This is a genomic window from Actinoplanes ianthinogenes, assembly GCF_018324205.1.
Lineage (GTDB): Bacteria > Actinomycetota > Actinomycetes > Mycobacteriales > Micromonosporaceae > Actinoplanes > Actinoplanes ianthinogenes.
Genome location: NZ_AP023356.1, coordinates 1,407,654 through 1,426,256, shown reverse-complemented (window position 1 = coordinate 1,426,256; position 18,603 = coordinate 1,407,654). Strand labels below are relative to the sequence as shown.

Sequence of the window (18,603 nt, the reverse complement as noted above, 5' to 3'; positions counted from 1 at the left end):
CAGCCCGTGCTGGTCGGGGTCCGTGGCGGTTGGGGGCCGTGGCGGTCGGGTCCGTGGCGTGCATCGCGGTCCCGGCTCGCGCCGAGGGGTGTCTCGGCGTGGTGCCCAAGACACCCCTCACCCAGTCGCTGAGTTTCGGGGCGGGGGAGCTTGGTGGTGGGCGCGCCGGGCGGCCGGGAGCCGCGGCGGGGAAGTAGGCCGAACGCGGCGGGCGGCCGGTGCCGTCCTCCCGGCGGTGCGTGCGACCAGCGGCAACCGACGCGAGGAACGCCGCGGCGGCCGGGGCCTTGTGGGCGGTAGCCGCGGAGCTGGGGCCGGACCCGCCGGGTACCGCGTCGCCGGCGGCTTCCCCACGAGATCGACCGGAAACTGTCCCGTCGGCGATTCCCGGGCCGGGTTGGCGCGAAGGCGCGACTCCGAGCCTGGGCGCAGCGGATTCGGGGCCCGAAGGAGTGGTCGCCCGGCCGCAGGTAGCGGTGCCGGGTGGAGTAGCTCCCCGACCGGAAGCAAGAGTTCCGGCAGGGGCGTTTCGCCGGCTGGATGCAGTGGTTCCGGGAGGAGCGATTGGCCGGCTGGATGCAGTGGTTCCGGGAGGAGCGTTTCGCCGGCTGGAAGCAGCGGTTCCGGGAGGAGCGATTCGCCGGCCGGTAGCAGTGGTTCCGGGAGGAGCGATTCGCCGGCCGGTAGCAGTGGTACCGGGCGACGTGATTTCCCGGCCGCGTGTGGCGGCTCTGACGCCGGAGTGCGCACGTCCACGAGGAGTGGCGCAGCCCCCGCCAAAAGCAGTCTCGCGACCAGCGAAAGCAGTCTCGCGACCGGAAGGAGCGGCTCCGCGAGGATCGACTCCGCAGCCGTCAGGAGCAGTCCCGGGAGCAGCGGTGCGGAGGGCGGGCTCGGCGGGGGCCGTAGAGCCGGGCTGCTGCGATGGGGCCGCGAGGCTGGGGTGCGCGGCCCGGGGGTCGAGCGGGCTCGGGGCGTGGTTACCCGGCGAGCGGCTCAGGGCGTACCGGAAATTGGTGGAGCGTGGCGGGACGGCGGCGCTCGGCCACCGCATGGTTTTCCGGCCCGGCGGCCGGGTCTGATCGGATCGAAGTCGGTCGCTGGATGGGTGGGCCACCGTGGTCATGGCGCCACCCGCCCGTCGGGTGGGCGGGGCTGGGCCGCGGGGTGGGAATTCGTGCCGCGGCCCCCTGTTTCGGCTCCTGTCATGGCGCTCATTATTGATGAGGATGCATGGATAGCAAGGCTTCTCGACGGATGGTAACGAGCCCGAAACCACCTTCTCAGGACGGCCGGGCAGGATTAGTTCAGAACGGATAGGACGGCGGCTGATCGCGGACCGTCACCCAGCGAGTCTCGGTGAAGGCGTCGATGTTCGCCGCCGCCCCGCCGAAACGGGATCCGGTCCCGGACGCGGCCACCCCGCCGAACGGACTGTTCGCCTCGTCGCTGACGGTCTGGTCGTTGATGTGCACGATCCCGGTCGGGATCCGGTCGGCGAGGGCCAGGCCCTTCATCACGTCGCGGGTGATGATGCCCAGCGACAGGCCGTACTCGGAGGCGGTGGCCAGCCGGATCGCCTGATCCGCGTCGCTGAACCGGAGCACCGGCGCGACCGGCCCGAAGATCTCCTCGGTGAACGCCGGTGTGTCGTCCGCGACGTCCGCCAGCACCGTCGCCGAGTAGAACAGGTCCTGGTACGAGCCGCCCGCCGCGACCCGCGCGCCGGCCGCGGCCGACCCGGTGACCAGGCTGTGGATCTTGTCGCGCTGACCGGCGTCGATGATCGGGCCGAGCGCCACCTGCTGGCGGGCCGGGTCACCGACCGGGAGCGCGGCCGCCTTCGCCGCGAGCCGCTCCACGAAGTCGTCGTAGAGCCGCTCGTGCACCAGGTGCCGCCCGGTGGTCATGCAGATCTGGCCCTGGTGGAACCACGACCCGAAGGCCGCCGCGGCCACCGCCTGGTCGACGTCCGCGTCGTCCAGGACGATCATCGCCGAGTTCCCGCCGAGCTCCAGGTGGGCACGCTTGAGGTGCTCGCCGGCGAGCGCGCCGACCCGGCGGCCGGCCCGGGTCGAACCGGTGAACGAGATGACCCGCACCAGCGGGTGGGTGACCAGGGCCTCGCCGACGTCCGGGCCGCCCGGCAGCACCTGGAACAGGCCCTCCGGCAGGCCGGCCTCCTCGAAGACCCGGGCCAGGGTGACGCCGCCGGTGACCGCGGTCCGCGGATCCGGCTTCAGGATGACCGCGTTGCCCAGCGCCAGGGCCGGGGCGACCGACCGGATGGCCAGGATGATCGGCACGTTGAACGGGGCGATCACCGCGACCACCCCGGCCGGCACCCGGCGGGCCATCGACAGCCGGGGTTCCTCGCTGGGGAGCAGCTCACCGTAGGGACGGCTGGGCAGCGCGGCGGCCTCGAAGCACTCCTGCTCGGCCACGTGCAGCGCGAACCCGGCCATCGGCGGGATGGCGCCCACCTCCCGCACGTTCCACCAGGAGATCTCCTCGGCGTGCTCGGACCAGAGCGCGGCCGCCCGGCGCAGCACGGCGGCCCGGCGCGGATGCGGGGTGGCGGCCCAGGACCGCTGCGCCTCGGCGGCCACCGCGGCGGCCTCGGCCACGTCCTCGGCGTTCGCCTGCCCGCTGCTGGCCAGGACGTCGCCGGTGGCGGGCTCGACCACGTCGTAGGGCGCGGCCCGCCCGGGTTTCCAGCCGCCGCCGAGGAAGATGTTGCCGGTCCAGATCTTCTCGTCGAGGAACACGCCGATCGCCTCCTTCGGGGTTGGGCCGACCGTAGGCCCACGCTGCGGGCGTATCAACGGAGTGTTCCAGTGATTCGAACGCTGTTTTGAGCAAACGGCACGACTCAGCGATGTCCCAGGCGGGTGGAGATCTCCCCGACCGTGTGCCGCAGCGGTCGTTCCAGCCGGGCGACCACCTGATCCGCCGTGGTCGACCAGACCGTCAGGTGCACCGCGATGTTGACCGCGGCCACCACCGCGCCGGTCCGGTCCCGCACCGGCGCGGCCACCGAGCGCAGCCCGGCCGCCAGCTCCTCGTCGTTGACCGCCACCCCGCACTGCCGGATCTTCGCGAGGGCCGCGGTCAGCTGCTCCCGGTTGGTGATCGTTCTCGGTCCGCGGCGGGCGAAGTCGGTCCGGTCCAGCAGCCCGCGCAGCACCGCCGGCTCCTGATGTGCGAGCAGCACCTTGCCCATCGACGTGCAGTACGCCGGCAGCCGCGACCCGACGTGCAGGTTCAGCGCCATCGCGAAGCCGGCCGCCCGCCCGCTGCGCCGCCGGTCCACGTAGACGATGTCGGCGCCGTCCAGCACCGCCATGCTCACGGTGTATCCGGTCTCGTCGGAGAGCGCCTGGAGGTACGGCCCGGCCACCCGGGTGATCTCCAGTGCGTTGATCGCGGCGAAACCCAGGTCGACGACCTTCGGGCCGAGCGAGTACTTCTTCGTCTCCGGGTCCTGCTGGAGGTAGCCGAGGCGGGCGAGGGTGGCGACGTACCGGTAGGTGGTGCTCTTGTTCAGCGCCACGGCCCGGGACAGATCGGCGATGCCGAGCACCGGGCGGTGCTCGGAGAACGTGGACAGGATCATCAGCCCACGCTCCAGCGACTGGGAGAACGCCTCGGCGGCCATGAGTCACTGTAGGACGGCGTTCGAGCCACCGGAACGCGCGATCGGTCGACTACCATCGGCACCGCGATGGACCCGACGACTGACATCCGCCACCACATCGGCGGATCGTGGGCGGACGCCGGGACCGGCCGGACGTACGACAAGCTGGATCCGTGGTCCGGCGCGGTCTTCGCCCGGGTCGCGGCCGGTGACGCCGACGACGCCCGGCTCGCCGTCGACGCGGCCGCCGCCGCGGCGCCGGCCTGGGCCGGCACGCCACCCGGCCGGCGGCAGGAGATCTTCCTGCGGGCCGCCGAGGCGCTCCGGCAGCGGCACGCGGAGATCCGCCGGATGCTCGCCGCCGAGACCGGCTGCGGGGCCCATTTCGCCGAGGTGCAGCTCGACTTCTGTGTGAACCTGCTGCGCCAGGCGGCCGGGCTGGCCTACGCCGCCACCGGGCAGATCCTGCCGTCCGACCTGGACGGCACGCGAGCCCTCGCGGTGCGCCGCCCGGTCGGGGTGGTCGCCGCGATCGCCCCCTGGAACGCGTCGCTGGTCCTGGCCGGCCGGGCCGTGGTGGCGCCGCTCGCGGTCGGCAACACGGTGGTGCTCAAGCCGTCCGAGGAGGCCCCGCGCACCGGCGGAGCGCTCTGGGCCGAGCTGCTCGCCGGCGCCGGGCTGCCACCCGGCGTGCTCAACGTGATCACGCACGCGCCGGGGGAGGCCGGGGCGGTCGCGTCCGCGCTGATCGCCGACCACCGGGTACGCCGGATCAGCTTCACCGGCTCCACCGTGACCGGCCGCCGCCTCGCCGAGCTGGCCGGCCGCCACCTCAAACGCGCGGTCCTCCAGCTCGGCGGCCACAACCCGCTGCTGGTCCTCGCCGACGCCGACCTGGACCACGCGGTGTCGGCCGCGGTCTACGGCGCGTTCGTGCACTCCGGGCAGACCTGCATGTGCGCCCGCCGGATCCTGGTCGACCGGTCCCTCGCCGCGGCGTTCACCGCCCGGTTCGTCCAGCGGGCCGCGGCGCTGCCGGTCGGCGACCCGTCCGACCCGGCCACGGTGATCGGTCCGGTGATCAACGAGTGGGCGCTGTCGCTGCTCACCCGCCGGGTCCGGGAGGCCGTCGACCTCGGCGCGGAGCTGCTGACCGGTGGTGTGCCGGCCGGCCGGTGCTTCCCGCCGACCGTGCTGCGCGGCGTCCCGCCCGCCGCCGAGCTGGCCTTCGACGAGACGTTCGGCCCGGTGGTCCTGATCGAGGAGACCGACGGCGTGCGGGACGCGGTCGACCGGGCCAACTCGTCCGGCTTCGGCCTCACCGCCGGCGTGCTCACCTCCGATCCGTACCGGGGCCTGGACCTGGCCCGGCGCCTGCAGGCCGGCATCGTGCACGTCAACGACCAGCCGGTGCACGACGAGCCGCAGATGCCGTTCGGCGGGGTCAAGGACAGCGGCGCCGGTCGATTCGGGATGGGCTTCGCGGCCGAGGAGTTCACCGAGACGCAGTGGGTGACGACCCGCGCCGACCCCCGCTCCTATCCGTTTTGATCCCGGTTCTTGTCGGATGACCACCTCAAGCGCGAGGCCTGGTTGACCCGGCGGTAACCTGCGCGCGTGACCCACGAGATCCAGATCACCGAGCCGGTCGACCTGTGCCTGCCGGACGGCCGTCTCAACCCGGCCGCCGTCGGCTGGAGCCGCAAGCCGCTGCACCGGGCGAACCTGCGTGGCTGGGGCCGCACCAAACGCTGGGAGTACTGGGGCGTGGTCACCCCCGCACACATCCTCGGCGTGGTCGTGTCGAACCTGGACTACGCCGGCGTGCACAGCCTCTACCTGCTCGACCGGGTCAGCGGCAAGGAGATCGCGGTGGACGCGACGGTCCCGCTCGCCCGCGGCGCGGTCCTTCCGGACCGCAGCGGGACCGGGCGGGTGGTCGCTTCCGGCGGCGGCCTGAGCATCGAGATCGATCAAACCCTTGACGGTACGACGCTCCGCGCCCGGACTCGCCACGTCGAGGCCGACCTCACCATGCCGGCCGTCGAGGGCCGCGACTCGCTGGGCGTGGTGGTCGCCTGGAGCCGCAAGCGCTTCCAGTACACGGTGAAGGACGTCGGCCGCCCGGTCCACGGCCGCCTGGTGGTCGACGGCGTCGAGCACGTCGTCCCGGCGCAGGGGTCGTATGCGACGCTCGACCACGGGCGGGGCAAGTGGCCGTACTCGGCCACCTGGAACTGGGCCGCGGCCGCCGGCCCGGACCGGGCCGTCACCCTGGGCGGCAAGTGGACGGACGGCACCGGCAACACCGAGAACGCGGTCATCGAGGACGGCCGCCTCCACAAGATCGGCGCGGACCTGCGCTGGGAGTACGACCGCACCGACTGGCTCAAGCCGTGGCGCATCACCGGCAGCGGCGTCGACGTCACCTTCGAGCCCTTCCACGAGCGCGTCGCCCGGACCAACCTGGCCGTCGTCGCCTCCGAGACCCACCAGTGCTTCGGCCGCTTCTCCGGCTGGGCCCGAACCGCCGACGGCCACAAACTCGACCTGGACGGCCTCACCGGCTGGGCCGAGGAGTCCCGCAACCGCTGGTGACCGACGATGGCACAGGTTCTCAGGCTGATCGGGTACTGGGACGGACGGCAGGCGCCGGGTGGGTGGCCCGACGTCTGCGGCTTCGTGACCGCCGTTGACAGCACGGTGCAGCGGAATGTGGTCGCGTACCTGCGGTCAGGCACGCGGTTCGTGGCGTCGGCGGGCGTATCCGTGTGCCGGCTGTGCGGCGCCGCGAACGGCAGTGCCGAGCAGACCGACGGAGTGTATTTCGTCTGGCCGGAAGGCCTGCCGCACTACGTCGAGGAGCACGGCGTTCGCCTGCCGGACGAGGTCGTCGCCATCGCCGCGCGCGGCGTCCCCTCCGCGGTCGATCCGGACCGGTTCGAGTCTGCCCTGCGAGCCGGCGACTTGACGATCGATGTGGAGTGGTGGCGGGCTCACACGCCGGCCTGAGCGCGCTCCCTGAACTTCGGCCGTATGTGTTCTATGCCGCCGGTGATGACCTCATGCCGGTGTGGTCCGGCACGTGACCGCACGACGCTCCGGCGCACCACGCGTCGCGAATCCGCCCGAGGTGCGCCGGAGCCCGTCGATCGGTCGCTCGAAGAGCGACGGCCGTCAGGCGGGGAAGCCCTGCTCCGCCAGGGTCTTCTCGATGCGGGCGCGGTGGGACGCCGTCCAGTCGTCGAGCGTCTCGGCCGACTCCTTCGCCAGCTTGGCCCGGGCCGCCTCCAGCACCGGAGCCTGCCGGTCGCCCGGGACGACGACCACGCCCTCCTCGTCGGCCACCACGATGTCGCCGGGGCGGACCGTGACGCCGCCGCACACCACCGGCTCGCCGTGGGTGCCGAGGCGAGACTTGGTGCCGGGGATCGGGATGACGCCGCGGGCGAACACCGGGAAGCCGTCCTCGCGCACCTCACCGAGGTCCCGGATCAGCCCGTCCAGCACGAACGCGGCCACGCCCCGCCGGTGCGCGACCGCGCACACGTTGCCGCCGGCCAGCGCATAGTCCAGATCGCCGGACTCGACGACGATCACCGAACCGGGCTCGGCCCGATAGATCGCGGCGTGCAGCATCAGGTTGTCACCGGGGACGCAGCGGACGGTGAACGCCGGGCCGGCCACCCGGGGCACCGGCGTCCAGAGCGGCCGGATCCCGATGTCCATCACCCGGTCACGGCCGAGCACGTCAGCGAGCGTGGTCGGCGGAATCTGCTGGAAGTCACCGATCGTCATGGCGATGACCTTAACGAGAGGTCAGCGTTCCCAGGGCGGCGGCACCCGTACGCAAGTCATCCCGGCCGCCTCAGCGGCCCGCACCCCCAACTCGGTGTCCTCGAAGGCCAGACATTTCGCCGGGTCGACACCGAGCAGCCGGGCGCCGGTCAGATACGGCTCCGGGAACGGCTTCGGCTTCTCGTAGTCCTCGGCGCAGACCAGCACCGGGAAGTGGTCGAGCAGGCCGAGCGCCGTCAGCGAGGCGACCACCGCCTCCCGGGTGCTGCCGGAGACCACCCCGAACGGCACCCGCCGATGCGCCGCCCGGATGTGCGCCAGCACCCCCGGCACCGCCCGCATCGTGCCCAGCCCGGCCCGGAACAGCTCCTCCTGCCGCGCGGCCACCGCCGTCACCGGCATCGCCAGCCCGTACCGCGCGTTCAGGTCGGCCACGATGTCCACCACCGGCCGGCCGCCCCACGCGTAGAACAGCTCCTGCGGGAAGTCGCACTCCCACTCGGCCAGGGCGTCCTGCCAGGCCTGGTAGTGCACCGGCATCGAGTCGGTGATGGTGCCGTCGCAGTCGAACAGGTACGCGTCGAAGTCACCGGGAGGGAGCGGTAGAAGCACGGCCGAAGGCTACCCGGCGGCCCGGCCGGATCGGGAGAATGGTGTCGTGGAGATCGCTTCGGAGAACGGCGGCTGGCTGCGGATGCGCCCGCTGCGGTACGAGTTCGACGCGGAACCCGGCGACCCGACCGAGGACTGGCTGGTGGTCTCGGTCGCGGCCGCCGACCGCAACGGGCACACCTGGCAGGCGGAGAGCCCCTGCCTGACCGTCGCCGAGACGATCGAGCTGGCCGACTGGCTGCACGGTCGCTTCGACACCGACGAGCTGGAGTTCATCGAGCCGAACGTGGCGTTCCGGCAGCTGCCCGCCGGGCCCGGCCAGCACACCCTGGAGGTGTCGTTCTCGCACGAGAACCTGCCGCCCTGGCTGCCCGGCACCGGCCTGGGCCGGGTGCACCGGATCCGCCTGGAGGTCACCGAGGAGGCCCTCCAGCGGGCCGCGGCGGCCTGGGCCGCGGAGATCGCGGCCTTTCCGCCCCGCGCGGATCTGGCAAATTGGTGAGATGGACTTTCGCCGCACCTACCGATCCGCCGCGATCGCCTACGCCGGACTGGTCGCCGGCCTCCCGACGGAGCGCCTGGACGAGCCGGCCCTCGGCGAGTGGACGCTCCGCGAGTTGCTCGGCCACACCGTGAGCTCAGCGCTGCGTCAGGTCCCGGAGGTCCTCGCGACCCGGGCGCCGCACGTCGACGTGGAGACCGCCGAGGGCTATTTCGCCTTCGCCCGCTCCGCCCCGCCGGAGTTGCTCGCCGCCGCGTCGGCCGCCTCCTCCGACGACGCCCGCACCACCGCCAAGAGTTTCGGCGAGGACCTGTCCGCCGAGGTCAGCACCCTGATCGGCGGCGCCACCGAGGCGCTGTCCCGGGTCAACGACGACGACCTGATCATCACCCCGGTCGGCGGCATGCGGGTCCGCGACTGGATCCCGACCCGCACCTTCGAGCTGGTCGTGCACGGCCTGGACGCCGCCGCGGCCGCCGGCGTCCCCTACGAGCTGCCGATCGAGACGATCGCCGACGCCGTCACCCTCGCCACCCGCACCGCGATCGGGGTCGGCGACAGCATCCGCCTGCTCCGCGCCCTCACCGGCCGCGACCCCCTCCCGGCCGGCTATTCGATCATCTAACCGCCCTCGCCAGTCCCCGCCCGCAAGTCAAGCCCCGAGCTGGCGCCTGTGGCCCTGTGGCGGGTCCGGATAGGGCGGCCAGGGCCAGCTGTGTGTGTCGGGCTGGTGCCTGTGGCCCTGTGGCGGGTGCGGATAGGGCCGCCGGGGCCAGCTGTGTGTGTCGGGCTGGCGCGTGTGGCCCTGTGGCGGGTGCGGATAGGGCCGCCGGGGCCAGCTGTGTGTGTCGGGCTGGCGCCTATGGCCCTGTGGCAAGTCGCGATAGGGCCGCCAGGGCCAGCCGGACAGCACGGGGAGACCCGGGCTGCGGGCGTACCGGAAAAGTCGGGCCAGGGAATGCGGCAAGGACCGGATCCGAGCGGGGTCATCGGCCGGCCGGCGACCGGAGCCCTGACCAGCGGCAACGTGGCCTGGCGTGCAAACCGCAACCGACGGCCGGAGCCGCGACCGGGCAATTCCTGGTCGGCGTGACAGCCTCCCGGAAGGAAGCGGCGCGGCGACCTCCCCCGGAAAGAAGCAGATCAGCGCGCGCCCGGGATCCGGGCACGCGCTGAGCGCCGTGATGCTTGTCAGAGAACCTCGGCGGCCATCGGGAGCGGGTTGCCGAAGCGGTGGGCGGTGATGCTGACCGCCTGCTCGCGCAGGAACGGCAGCAGCTCCACCCGGCCGGCCTCGACCACCGGACCGGACCAGATCGCCAGGTCGGGGCGGCCGCCGGTGACCGTGGCCAGGTCCGATGCGGAGCCGCCGATCAGGCGGACCCGGGTCGTGCCGGTCAGCCCGGCCGCGAAGGCCGAGTCGGACTCCACGGTCAGCGACGGGCAGCGCGCGGCCAGAGCGGCGGGCAGTTCGACGGCCGAGGAGACCCGGATCGGGGCGCCGGCGAGCAGGCCCGCGGCGAGGACCCGGACCAGGTCGGCGAGCGGAGCGCCGGGGGCGAGGCGGATCGTCACCGGAGTGGGGAGATAGCGCAGGACGTTGCGCTCCACGCCCAGCGCCGAGACGTCCTCGGCGCGGCCGAACGACCCGGCCCAGGCGGCCGCGTCACTGCGGGCGGCGCGCTCGATCGACGCGAGCTGCTCCCCGGTGACGTGGGCGGCGGCGTCGGCGAGCAGTGCGCGTACCGAAGGATCCTGGATGTCGGTCCGGGCCGACGACGTGCCCGGCGCCCAACCGCTCAGCCCGATGAGGTAATTCGGACCGCCGGCCTTGGTGCCGGGGCCGACCGCGGACCGCTTCCAGCCGCCGAACGGCTGGCGGCGGACGATCGCGCCGGTGATGCCCCGGTTCACGTAGAGGTTGCCCGCCTGCACCCGGTCCAGCCAGGTGCGGACCTCGCCGGCGTCCAGCGAGTGCAGCCCGGACGTCAGCCCGAACTCCACCTCGTTGACCAGGTCGATCGCCTCGTCCAGGGTGTCCGCCGTCATGATCCCGAGGATCGGGCCGAAGTATTCGGTGCGGTGGTACGCCGACCCGCGCCGCACCCCGTCCCGCACACCCGGGCTCCACAGTCTCCCGGCCTCGTCCAGCTTCCGCGGCTCCAGCAGCCAGCTCTCCCCGGCGCCGAGCGTGGTCAGCCCGTCGAGCAGCTTCCCCGCGGCCGGTTCGACCAGCGGGCCGACCTGCGTCGTCACCTCCCACGGCCAGCCGACCGAGAGCGACGACACGGCGTCGAGCAGCTGGGTGCGGAAGCGCTGCGAGCGGGCCACCGACCCGACCAGCACGACCAGCGACGCGGCCGAGCACTTCTGCCCGGCGTGCCCGAACGCGGACGCCACCACGTCCTTGACCGCGAGGTCCAGGTCGGCGCTCGGGGTCACGATGATCGCGTTCTTGCCGCTGGTCTCGGCGAGCAGCGGCAGGTCCGGCCGGAACGAGCGGAACAGTTCCGCGGTCTCGTAGGCGCCGGTCAGGATCACCCGGTCGACCAGCGAGTGCGCGATCAGCTCCCGGCCCAGCGTGGCCTCGTCGACCTGGAGCAGGGTGACCAGGTCGGGGTCGGCGCCGGCCGCGGCGAGCGCGTCCCGGACGATCCCGGCGAGCACGGTGCCGCAGCGCTCGGCCGGGCCGGCCGGCTTGATCACCACGGCGGAGCCGGCGGCCAGGGCGGCCAGCATCGAGCCGGCCGGGATGGCGACCGGGAAGTTCCACGGCGGGGTGACCAGGGTGACCCGGGCCGGGACCGGGGTGGCGCCGTCGATCTCCTCGGCGGCGAGCTCGGCATAGTAGTGGGCGAAGTCGATCGCCTCGGAGACCTCGGGGTCGGCCTGGTCGATGGTCTTGCCGGCCTCGGCGGCCATCACTTCGAGCAGAATGTCCCGGTTGCTCTCCAGGGCGTTGCCGATCCGGTGCAGTGCCGCGCGGCGGTCCACCGCCCCCCAGCTTGCCGCGGCCGCCTTGCCCAGCAGCTCGTCAAGAGACGATTTTTCGGAAATATGAGGAATGTCCAGGCCGAGCTGGGAGGACGGCACGCGGGAGAGGATTTCGCGCATCCGGGCTCGGTTCGCGGCCACCGCCGGGTCAGTGTCCGGAGAATTCACGAAATGTCCGGATGAAGCGGCGGGGACGGCGGCGTGCCGATCCTCGACCCGATGAGGCGGTGGGACCACGTCGTCCAGGTCGCGCAGGGAAGCGAGGAACCGCTCCTTCTCCCGCTCGAACAGTGCCGCGGACGTGTGCAGCTCGAACACCGCCGACATGAAGTTGTCCGAGCTCGCGCCCTCCTCCAGGCGCCGGATCAGATAGGCGATGGCCACGTCGAACTGCTCCGGCCGCACCACCGGCGTGTAGAGCAGCAGCCCACCCACCTCACGCCGGACCGCCTCGGCCTGCCCCTCGGCCATCCCGAGCAGCATCTCGAACTCGATCCCGTCCCGCACCCCGCGCCGCCCGGCCAGTGTCCAGGCGTAGGCCACGTCGAACAGGTTGTGCCCGGCGACCCCCAGCCGCACGTTGCCGATCCGGTCCGGGTGCAGCGCGTAGTCCAGCACCCGCTTGTAGTTGGTGTCGGTGGCCTGCTTGCTGTCGCAGGTGGCGACCGGCCAGCCGTGCACCGCGGCCTCGACCCGCTCCATCGGCAGGTTCGCGCCCTTGACCAGGCGCACCTTGATCCCGGCGCCGCCGCGCTCGCGCCGTGCCGCGGACCAGACCTGGAGCCGCATCATCGCGCTCAGCGCGTCCGGCAGGTATGCCTGGAGCACGATGCCGGCCTCCAGAGCGAGCAGGTCGGGGCGGTCCAGCAGCCGGGTGAAGACCGCGATCGTGAGATCGAGGTCCTTGTACTCCTCCATGTCGAGGTTGACGAACTTGCCGGTCCGCGCGGCCAGGGTGAACAGCGGGAGCAGCTCGGCCACGATGTCGTCGACGGCCTCGTCGAACGCCCACGGGTTGTGCGGGGCCACGGTGGAGGACACCTTGATCGACACGTAGTCCACGTCGGTCCGGGCGAGCAGCCGCTCGGTGTCCTTCAGCCGCCGGGACGCCTCGTTGCGGCCGAGGACCGCCTCGCCGAGCAGGTTGACGTTGAGCCGGACGCCGCGCTGCTTGATCCGCTTGATGGCGCGGCCCAGACGGGCGTCGCCGGCGTCGACGATCAGGTGCCCGACCATCTGGCGCAGGGCACGGCGGGCGATCGGCACCACCACACCCGGCATGATCGGGGCGAGCGCGCCACCCAGCTTCACCGCGGCGCGCAGGTGCGCCGGCAGGAACGCCGGGACGTCAGCGGAGAGCTCGCGCAGGGTGCGGGCGCTGACCTTGCGGTCCTCGGGGCGGATCACGCCGTCCACGAAGCCGACCGCGAACCCGAGCCCCTTGGGGTCGCGCAGCAGGCCGGCCAGCTGCGCCGCCGAGCCGCCGACCGGGACGGTCGCGGCCTCGGTCAGCCAGCGACGCACGAGGGCGATCGTCTCTTCGGCAATCTCAGACATCGGGATGCTCCTTTCGCATTCACCGAGAGTCTGTATCCAGCAATCCGGTAAGGAAAAGCGAAGCTTTCTGACGAATAACCTTCAGTTCGGCTAACGTGTCGAGCCATGCTGGAGATCCGCCGCCTGATCCTGCTCCGCGAACTCGCCATCCGGGGCACCCTCGCGGCCGTCGCCGAGGCGCTCAACTTCACCCCGTCCGCAGTCTCCCAGCAGCTCAGCCAGCTGGAGAAGGAAACCGGCACGGTGCTGCTGCGCAAGGCGGGCCGCCGGGTGCAGCTCACCCCGCAGGCCGAGGTGCTGGTCGCCTCGGTCGGGGAGGTGCTGGACACGCTGGAGCGCGCCGAGGCGCGCCTGAAAGCCGCCGCCACCCGGGTCACCGGCACGGTCCGGGTCGCGGTCTTCCAATCCGCGGCGCTCGCTTTCATGCCGGCCGCTCTGCGCGCCACGGCCGCTCGCTTTCCCGACGTACGCGTGGAAATGGTCCAGCGCGAGCCCGAGGAAGCGCTCCGCGAAACCTGGGCCCGCGATTTCGACATGGTGATCGCCGAGCAATATCCGGCGCACGCCGCCCCGCATCACCCGGGCCTGGACCGCCGGGACCTCACCACCGACGCGATCCGGCTCGCGCTGCCGTCCCCGGCGGAGTCGCTGCACCCGGTCGACTCCCTCGACTCGGCCCGCCAGATGCCCTGGGTGATGGAGCCCCGCGGCGCCGCGTCCCGGCACTTCGCCGAGCAGCTGTGCCGCCGCGCGGGCTTCGAGCCGGACGTCCGCTACGAGACCGCCGACCTCCAGGCCCACATCCGCCTGGTCGAGTCCGGCAACGCGGTCGCGCTGATCCCGGACCTGGTCTGGGCCGGCCGCGAGACGTCCTGCCGCCTCCTGGAGTTGACCGACGCCCCCCGCCGCACCATTTTCACCGCCCAGCGCCTCTCCGGCGCCGAATCCCCGGCCGCCCGAGCCTTCCGAGAAATCCTCGAGCAGACCGTCTATTAACCCATTCCTTCGGTACGCCCTAGCCCCGCCCCACCCGCACAGCCCCGTCCCGCCCCTCGACGCCAGGCCCTGCCCCCTCCCGACCGCGAGGCCGCATCCGGGCCGAACTGCCCACCTCCCGCTGGTCCGCCCAAACCCCCACGCTGAAGCCCAGCCGGCCTCGCCGAGCTGGCCCCCACGGCCCTATCCCGAGCCCGTATAGGGCCACCAGGCCCAGCCGGCCTTGCCGAGCTGGCCGTCACGGCCCTGTCCCGAGCCCGGGTAGGGCCGCCAGGTCCAGCCGGGTTTGTCGGGCTGGCTCTCATGGCCCTGTTCCGAGTGCGGGTAGGGCGGCCAGGTCCAGCCGGGCTTGTCGGGTTGTCGAGCTGGCTGTCACGGCCCTGTCTCGAGTCCGGGTAGGGCCGCCAGGTCCAGCCGGGGTTCTCGGGCTGGCTGTCACGGCCCTGTCCCGAGTCCGGGTAGGGCCGCCAGGGCCAGCCGGACTTGTCGGGCTGGCTGTCACGGCCCTATCCCGAGCCCGGGTAGGGCCGCCAGGGCCAGCCGGACCTGTCGGGCTGGCCGTCACGGCCCTGTCCCGAGCCCGGATAGGGCCGCCAGGTCCAGCCGGGCTTGTCGGGCTGGCTGTCACGGCCCTATCCCGAGCCCGTATAGGGCCGCCAGGGCCAGCTGGGGTTCTCGGGCTAGCCGTCACGGCCCTATCGCGAGTACGGATAGGGCCGTCAGGGCCAGCTGGGTTCTCGGGCTGGCGTTCATGGCCCTTTCCCGGGTCTGGATAGGGCCGTCAGGGCCAGCTCGGGGGTTGGGGTTGGCGGTCGTGGGCAGCTGCGGGCGTCGCCCTGGAGGGGTGGGCGTTTTGGACGCGTCAGCGGCCAGCCCGGCCCGGAAGGGTCCCTGGCGGGAGCGACGATCGGTGATCAGCGCGGATCCGAGTCAGGATGATCTTGATTGTGAAGTTGATCTTGCGAAAGCGGGAGCGGGAGCGGGAGCGCGGGACGGGACGGGAGCGGGAGCAGGAGCAGGAGCGGGAGCGGGAGCAGGAGCAGGAGCAGGAGCAGGAGCAGGAGCGCGGGGTGGGAGTGCGGGGTGGGGCTCAGTAGCGGGGGTTGTATGGGGAGCAGGTGGGGGCTACGAAGGTGGGGTGGGGGCCGTTGGTGAAGCGGCAGCCGAACGAGTCCGAGGCGACGGCGCGGCGGTCCAGGATGGCGTCGCCGGCCGGGCGGTGGCCGGTGCGGACCCAGCGGATCAGGTCGTCGAAGCCCTGGGCAAGCTCGGCCTCGGTGAAGTCGCAGTGGCCGACGCCACGGATCGCGCGGGAGACGAACAGGTTCGCGCGGCCGTTGCGGGCGGCGCGCTGAGCGTACTCCTGCTCCATCGAGAACGGCACGAACAGGTCGCCGACGTCGTGCAGGGAGAGCACCGGGATGGACGGGGTGCCGTTGACGCGCGGGATGCCGGCCAGGCCCGGGTCGGCGGTCGCGGTCCGCTGCACGCGCAGCACCTCGGCGTTGAGCCGCAGCTCGGCGATCGACGGCAGCGGGCCGTCGCTGAGCTTGTAGTAGGTGAACCGGTTGTCGGTGACGTTGCCCGGCGCGATCCCGCCGGTGCCGCCGGTCAGGCCGGGGTAGACGCCGAACAGGAACGGCAGGTCGTTGAGCGGGGCCAGGGCGGGCGCGGCGTTCCAGTACGCGAACGCCGAGTCGAACCCGGGCCGCTCGCCGCCGCTGCGCCGCTCGACCGCGTTGGACCACTCCCGGCCGGCGGCGGTGAGCACCGGCGCCGAGCCCGCCTTCACGCCGAGCGCCGGCGCGATCTGGTTGACCTGGGCGCGCCAGGTGGCCTGGTAGTCGGCGGGCGGCGTGAGCGGGAAGTCGACCTTCACCCTGGCGAGGGCGGCCGCGGTCACGTTCGCGTCCAGGAAGTAGTCGTAGAGCTTGGTGTCGCCGAGCACCCCGCAGTACGGCATCGCGGCGGTGAACGCCTTCGGGAAGCGCTCGATCGCCACCGCGGTGACCTGCCCGCCCATCGACGCCCCCGTCATGATCACCGAGCGGGTGTACTTGCCGGTGACCTGACGGAACGTGTCGATCATCGAGTGCGAGTCGCGGACGCCCTGGCCCACGTCGTACCCGTTGGTCGCGTAACTGGAGGCGGCCCAGGCGAACCCGGACTTGATGTAGTGCGCGCGCAGCGACGGGTTGTCGACGTAGACCACGGTGCCGGTGCCACGGTAGCCGTGCGCGTAGACGACCAGCCGCCCGTTCCAGCGGTTCGGCACCTCGATGCGGTAGCTCGCGCCGTCCCGGATGCCGGTCCAGATGCGCGAGACCGGTGTGCCGGCGGCATCGGTCAGCGGGGTGAACGCCGCTCCGGACACGTCGCAGGCCGGGTCGAAGACCAGGTAGCCGGGGTGGGTGGTGCTGGGCACGGGTGCGGCACAGGTCGCCGGCGCGGCCGAGGCCGGCGCGCTCAGTGCGGTGACCACGGCCAGCACCACGGCGAGCAGAGCGAGGCATCTCCGGCGCATGGTCATCGTGTTACCTCCCGGACACATGAAATGGCCGGGTATCGACGTTTGTCAAGGCCAACACGGCTTTATGGACAGTGCCGGGGCCCGTTGACCGGGCCCCGGCACCGTTTCAGCGGATGCGCAGCGCGATCGTGTCGCCGAAGCTGACCAGATCGGCCTTGACGCCGGGCGTGGTCACCTCCACCGTGGCGAACCGCCCTCGCAACCGCCGGGCCCTGAGCACCGGCACCGTGGCGCCGCGCGGGGCCGCCCGGGTGACCGCGACCCGCAGGGTCACGTGCGCGCCGAGCGTGGCGTCGTCCGCGACGGTGAGCGGGGTCTTGCCCTTCGGGTCGAGGGTGACGGCCAGGACGCCGGCGCTCTGCCGGAAGCCGCCGCGCACCCGGACGCCGTCGACGGCCAGGTTCAGCGTGCCGCCGGTGACGGTCACGTCGCCCTCGCCGAGCGCGGTGTGCGAGGCCGCGGTCAGCGTGCCCTGCGCCAGGGTGACCCCGCCACGGAAGCTGTTGTCACCGGACAGTTCCAGGGCGCCGGAGCCGAGCTTGACCAGGCCGCCGCGGCCGCCGATGTCGTTGCGCCAGGCGTCCGCGGCGTGGAAGCCGCCCTGGGCCGCGTCCAGCGTGACGGCGACCGTCCGGTCGAACGCGCCGTAGCCGTCGGCCGCCGCGAACAGGTCGAGCCGGCCCCACTGCTCCGGGCCGTCCAGGATCGGGTGGCCCGACGTGAGGCCGGTGGTCCGCAGCACCTCGCGGCGCTGGGCGGCGTCCAGGTACGGCAACCGCGTCTCCAGCAGCACCTCGGCGCCCACCGGCACGGTCACCGGGACGCGCTTGCCGTGCGCCGGCAGGTCGTACGTGTGCTTGTGCCGCACGATCGCCAGGTTCGCCGTGCGCTCAGCCGGGTCGTGGGCGTACTTCCGCACGTCGCCGACGGCGCTCTGGAAGTACGCGAGAGCCTGGGCGCGCGCCTCCGCCTTGATCGTCGCGTTCGCCGGGTCGCGCAGGATCGCGGCGGCGAGGGCGGTGGCCAGGACCCGGCCGCCGAGCACGTCGGCGGGGGAGTGCATGCCGGCCACGATCCGGGTGTGCGCCAGGTCGTAGGCCGTGGTCACCAGCTCCTGGAAGCGCTCCGGGACCGCGTAGGCGTAGGCCAGGGCGGCCAGGAACAGCGCGTTGGTGTGCCCGGAGACGTAGCCGCCGTCCTCGGCCGGGTCGGTGCCGCGCTGGCGCAGCAGCGCCGGGGCCACCACCACGCCGGAGTCGTAGACCGGGAAGCCGAACGCGTCCACCGCGCCGGTCGGCGTGACGCTGCTGTCCTCGGCCATCCGCCACGGGCGCGGGTACTGGAAGGAGAGCTTGGCCGGGTTGCCCGACGAGTAGTTGCCTCGCAGCGTGCTGACCAGGGTGGCGACCTTGCCGAGCGCCGAGGTGGTGGAGCCGGCGCCGAGCGCCGCGCCGGCCGGGGCGCCGGCCGGGACCGCGTCGCTGACCGTGGTGGCCGGGGTGGTGGCGGGGGCCGTCGTGATGCCGGTGACGGCGAGCGCGCCCGCCTTGTAGAGCTCGGCGAGCGGGCCGAGCCCGGCGATCACCGAGTAGCTCTGGTGCCGGCGGTCGACGAGGAACGCCTTGGCCGCCTCGGCGTCGGTGCGGTGGGTGGTGACCTTGACGACGTAGCGCACGTTGGCCCGCAGGAAGGCCCGGTCCAGGACGGTGCCGGTGTTCCAGGCCGTGCCGGTGGCCCAGGTGGTGGCGAAACCGGAGAGGATCCGGACGGCGGCGTTGGTCTCCGCGGTCAGGTTCGCCGTGACGTTCGTCCGGTAGTCGTCGACGAAGTTCGGGCCGGTGGCGGCGTTGGCCGGCGTGGCGTCGAGGATCGGGCCGGCGAACAGGCCGGCCGCGGACGCGCGCAGCACGGTCCGGCGGGAGAGAGATGGCATGAGGTGAGAGCTTCGGCGCGGGGTGCGAACCGGCGGCGAACGCG

At 72.8% G+C, this 18,603-nt stretch carries 14 protein-coding genes; 7 read left to right on the top strand and 7 right to left on the bottom strand.

Translation table 11 applies throughout. The annotated features are described in order from the left end of the window. Positions 1-1,307: 1,307 nt before the first annotated feature. On the bottom strand, positions 1,308-2,768 hold the full coding sequence (locus tag Aiant_RS06480) for an aldehyde dehydrogenase family protein (protein ID WP_189335124.1): 1,461 nt from the start codon (positions 2,766-2,768) through the stop codon (positions 1,308-1,310). Positions 2,769-2,872: 104 nt separating this feature from the next. Continuing rightward, entirely contained in the window at positions 2,873-3,658 is a 786-nt protein-coding gene (locus Aiant_RS06475; protein WP_189335125.1) for an IclR family transcriptional regulator, read from the bottom strand. 66 nt (positions 3,659-3,724) lie between these two features. Between Aiant_RS06475 and Aiant_RS06470 the strand changes: the two genes are divergently transcribed. The 3 genes from Aiant_RS06470 to Aiant_RS06460 all read left to right on the top strand — a co-directional run bounded on the left by Aiant_RS06470 (position 3,725) and on the right by Aiant_RS06460 (position 6,649). Further along, on the top strand, positions 3,725-5,188 hold the full coding sequence (locus Aiant_RS06470; RefSeq protein ID WP_189335126.1) for an aldehyde dehydrogenase family protein: 1,464 nt from the start codon (positions 3,725-3,727) through the stop codon (positions 5,186-5,188). Between the two features lie 66 nt (positions 5,189-5,254). After that, the gene (locus Aiant_RS06465) at positions 5,255-6,235 is read left to right on the top strand and encodes a DUF2804 domain-containing protein (protein ID WP_189335127.1); all 981 of its coding nucleotides are present in this window, start codon (positions 5,255-5,257) and stop codon (positions 6,233-6,235) included. 6 nt (positions 6,236-6,241) lie between these two features. Beyond that, positions 6,242-6,649, top strand: a complete 408-nt coding sequence (locus tag Aiant_RS06460) for a hypothetical protein (protein WP_189335128.1) — start codon at positions 6,242-6,244, stop codon at positions 6,647-6,649. A gap of 165 nt (positions 6,650-6,814) precedes the next feature. Here Aiant_RS06460 and Aiant_RS06455 read toward each other — a convergent pair whose 3' ends face one another. Both Aiant_RS06455 and Aiant_RS06450 read right to left on the bottom strand, forming a co-directional pair. Then, positions 6,815-7,435 carry an RraA family protein gene (locus Aiant_RS06455; protein WP_189335129.1) on the bottom strand — a complete coding sequence of 207 codons (621 nt, stop codon included), beginning with the start codon at positions 7,433-7,435 and terminating at the stop codon, positions 6,815-6,817. Positions 7,436-7,456: 21 nt separating this feature from the next. Further along, positions 7,457-8,047 carry an HAD family hydrolase gene (locus Aiant_RS06450; RefSeq protein ID WP_189335130.1) on the bottom strand — a complete coding sequence of 197 codons (591 nt, stop codon included), beginning with the start codon at positions 8,045-8,047 and terminating at the stop codon, positions 7,457-7,459. 46 nt (positions 8,048-8,093) lie between these two features. Here Aiant_RS06450 and Aiant_RS06445 point away from each other — a divergent pair, with 46 nt between their 5' ends. Both Aiant_RS06445 and Aiant_RS06440 read left to right on the top strand, forming a co-directional pair. Next, entirely contained in the window at positions 8,094-8,549 is a 456-nt protein-coding gene (locus Aiant_RS06445; protein ID WP_189335131.1) for a WapI family immunity protein, read from the top strand. Position 8,550: 1 nt separating this feature from the next. Beyond that, on the top strand, positions 8,551-9,174 hold the full coding sequence (locus Aiant_RS06440) for a maleylpyruvate isomerase N-terminal domain-containing protein (RefSeq protein WP_189335132.1): 624 nt from the start codon (positions 8,551-8,553) through the stop codon (positions 9,172-9,174). 566 nt (positions 9,175-9,740) lie between these two features. On the opposite strand, the gene Aiant_RS06435 is transcribed toward Aiant_RS06440, so the two are convergent. Continuing rightward, the gene (locus Aiant_RS06435) at positions 9,741-13,100 is read right to left on the bottom strand and encodes a proline dehydrogenase family protein (RefSeq protein WP_189335133.1); all 3,360 of its coding nucleotides are present in this window, start codon (positions 13,098-13,100) and stop codon (positions 9,741-9,743) included. A gap of 105 nt (positions 13,101-13,205) precedes the next feature. On the opposite strand from Aiant_RS06435, the gene Aiant_RS06430 reads away from it, so the two are divergent. After that, a complete protein-coding gene (locus Aiant_RS06430; protein WP_189335134.1) occupies positions 13,206-14,096 on the top strand; it encodes a LysR family transcriptional regulator in 891 nt (296 codons plus the stop codon). A 947-nt stretch (positions 14,097-15,043) separates the two neighbouring features. Further along, positions 15,044-15,193: a hypothetical protein gene (locus Aiant_RS06425; RefSeq protein WP_189335135.1), complete on the top strand. Its 150-nt coding sequence runs from the start codon at positions 15,044-15,046 to the stop codon at positions 15,191-15,193. Here Aiant_RS06425 and Aiant_RS06420 read toward each other — a convergent pair. Next, on the bottom strand, positions 15,187-16,620 hold the full coding sequence (locus Aiant_RS06420; RefSeq protein WP_245006645.1) for an alpha/beta hydrolase family protein: 1,434 nt from the start codon (positions 16,618-16,620) through the stop codon (positions 15,187-15,189). The two genes, Aiant_RS06425 and Aiant_RS06420, sit on opposite strands and share 7 nt — an antisense overlap. Before the next feature lie 112 nt (positions 16,621-16,732). After that, complete coding sequence (locus Aiant_RS06415; RefSeq protein WP_189335137.1) at positions 16,733-18,559, bottom strand: phosphatase PAP2 family protein; 1,827 nt, start codon at positions 18,557-18,559, stop codon at positions 16,733-16,735. Positions 18,560-18,603: the final 44 nt, after the last annotated feature.

Coding starts and splice junctions, on each gene's coding strand:
- Aiant_RS06435 (WP_189335133.1), bottom strand. CDS start 13,100: ATGTCTGAGATTGCCGAAGAGACGATCGCCCTCGTGCGTCGCTGGCTG.
- Aiant_RS06415 (WP_189335137.1), bottom strand. CDS start 18,559: ATGCCATCTCTCTCCCGCCGGACCGTGCTGCGCGCGTCCGCGGCCGGC.
- Aiant_RS06475 (WP_189335125.1), bottom strand. CDS start 3,658: ATGGCCGCCGAGGCGTTCTCCCAGTCGCTGGAGCGTGGGCTGATGATC.
- Aiant_RS06460 (WP_189335128.1), top strand. CDS start 6,242: ATGGCACAGGTTCTCAGGCTGATCGGGTACTGGGACGGACGGCAGGCG.
- Aiant_RS06455 (WP_189335129.1), bottom strand. CDS start 7,435: ATGACGATCGGTGACTTCCAGCAGATTCCGCCGACCACGCTCGCTGAC.
- Aiant_RS06440 (WP_189335132.1), top strand. CDS start 8,551: ATGGACTTTCGCCGCACCTACCGATCCGCCGCGATCGCCTACGCCGGA.
- Aiant_RS06420 (WP_245006645.1), bottom strand. CDS start 16,620: ATGCGCCGGAGATGCCTCGCTCTGCTCGCCGTGGTGCTGGCCGTGGTC.
- Aiant_RS06470 (WP_189335126.1), top strand. CDS start 3,725: ATGGACCCGACGACTGACATCCGCCACCACATCGGCGGATCGTGGGCG.
- Aiant_RS06430 (WP_189335134.1), top strand. CDS start 13,206: ATGCTGGAGATCCGCCGCCTGATCCTGCTCCGCGAACTCGCCATCCGG.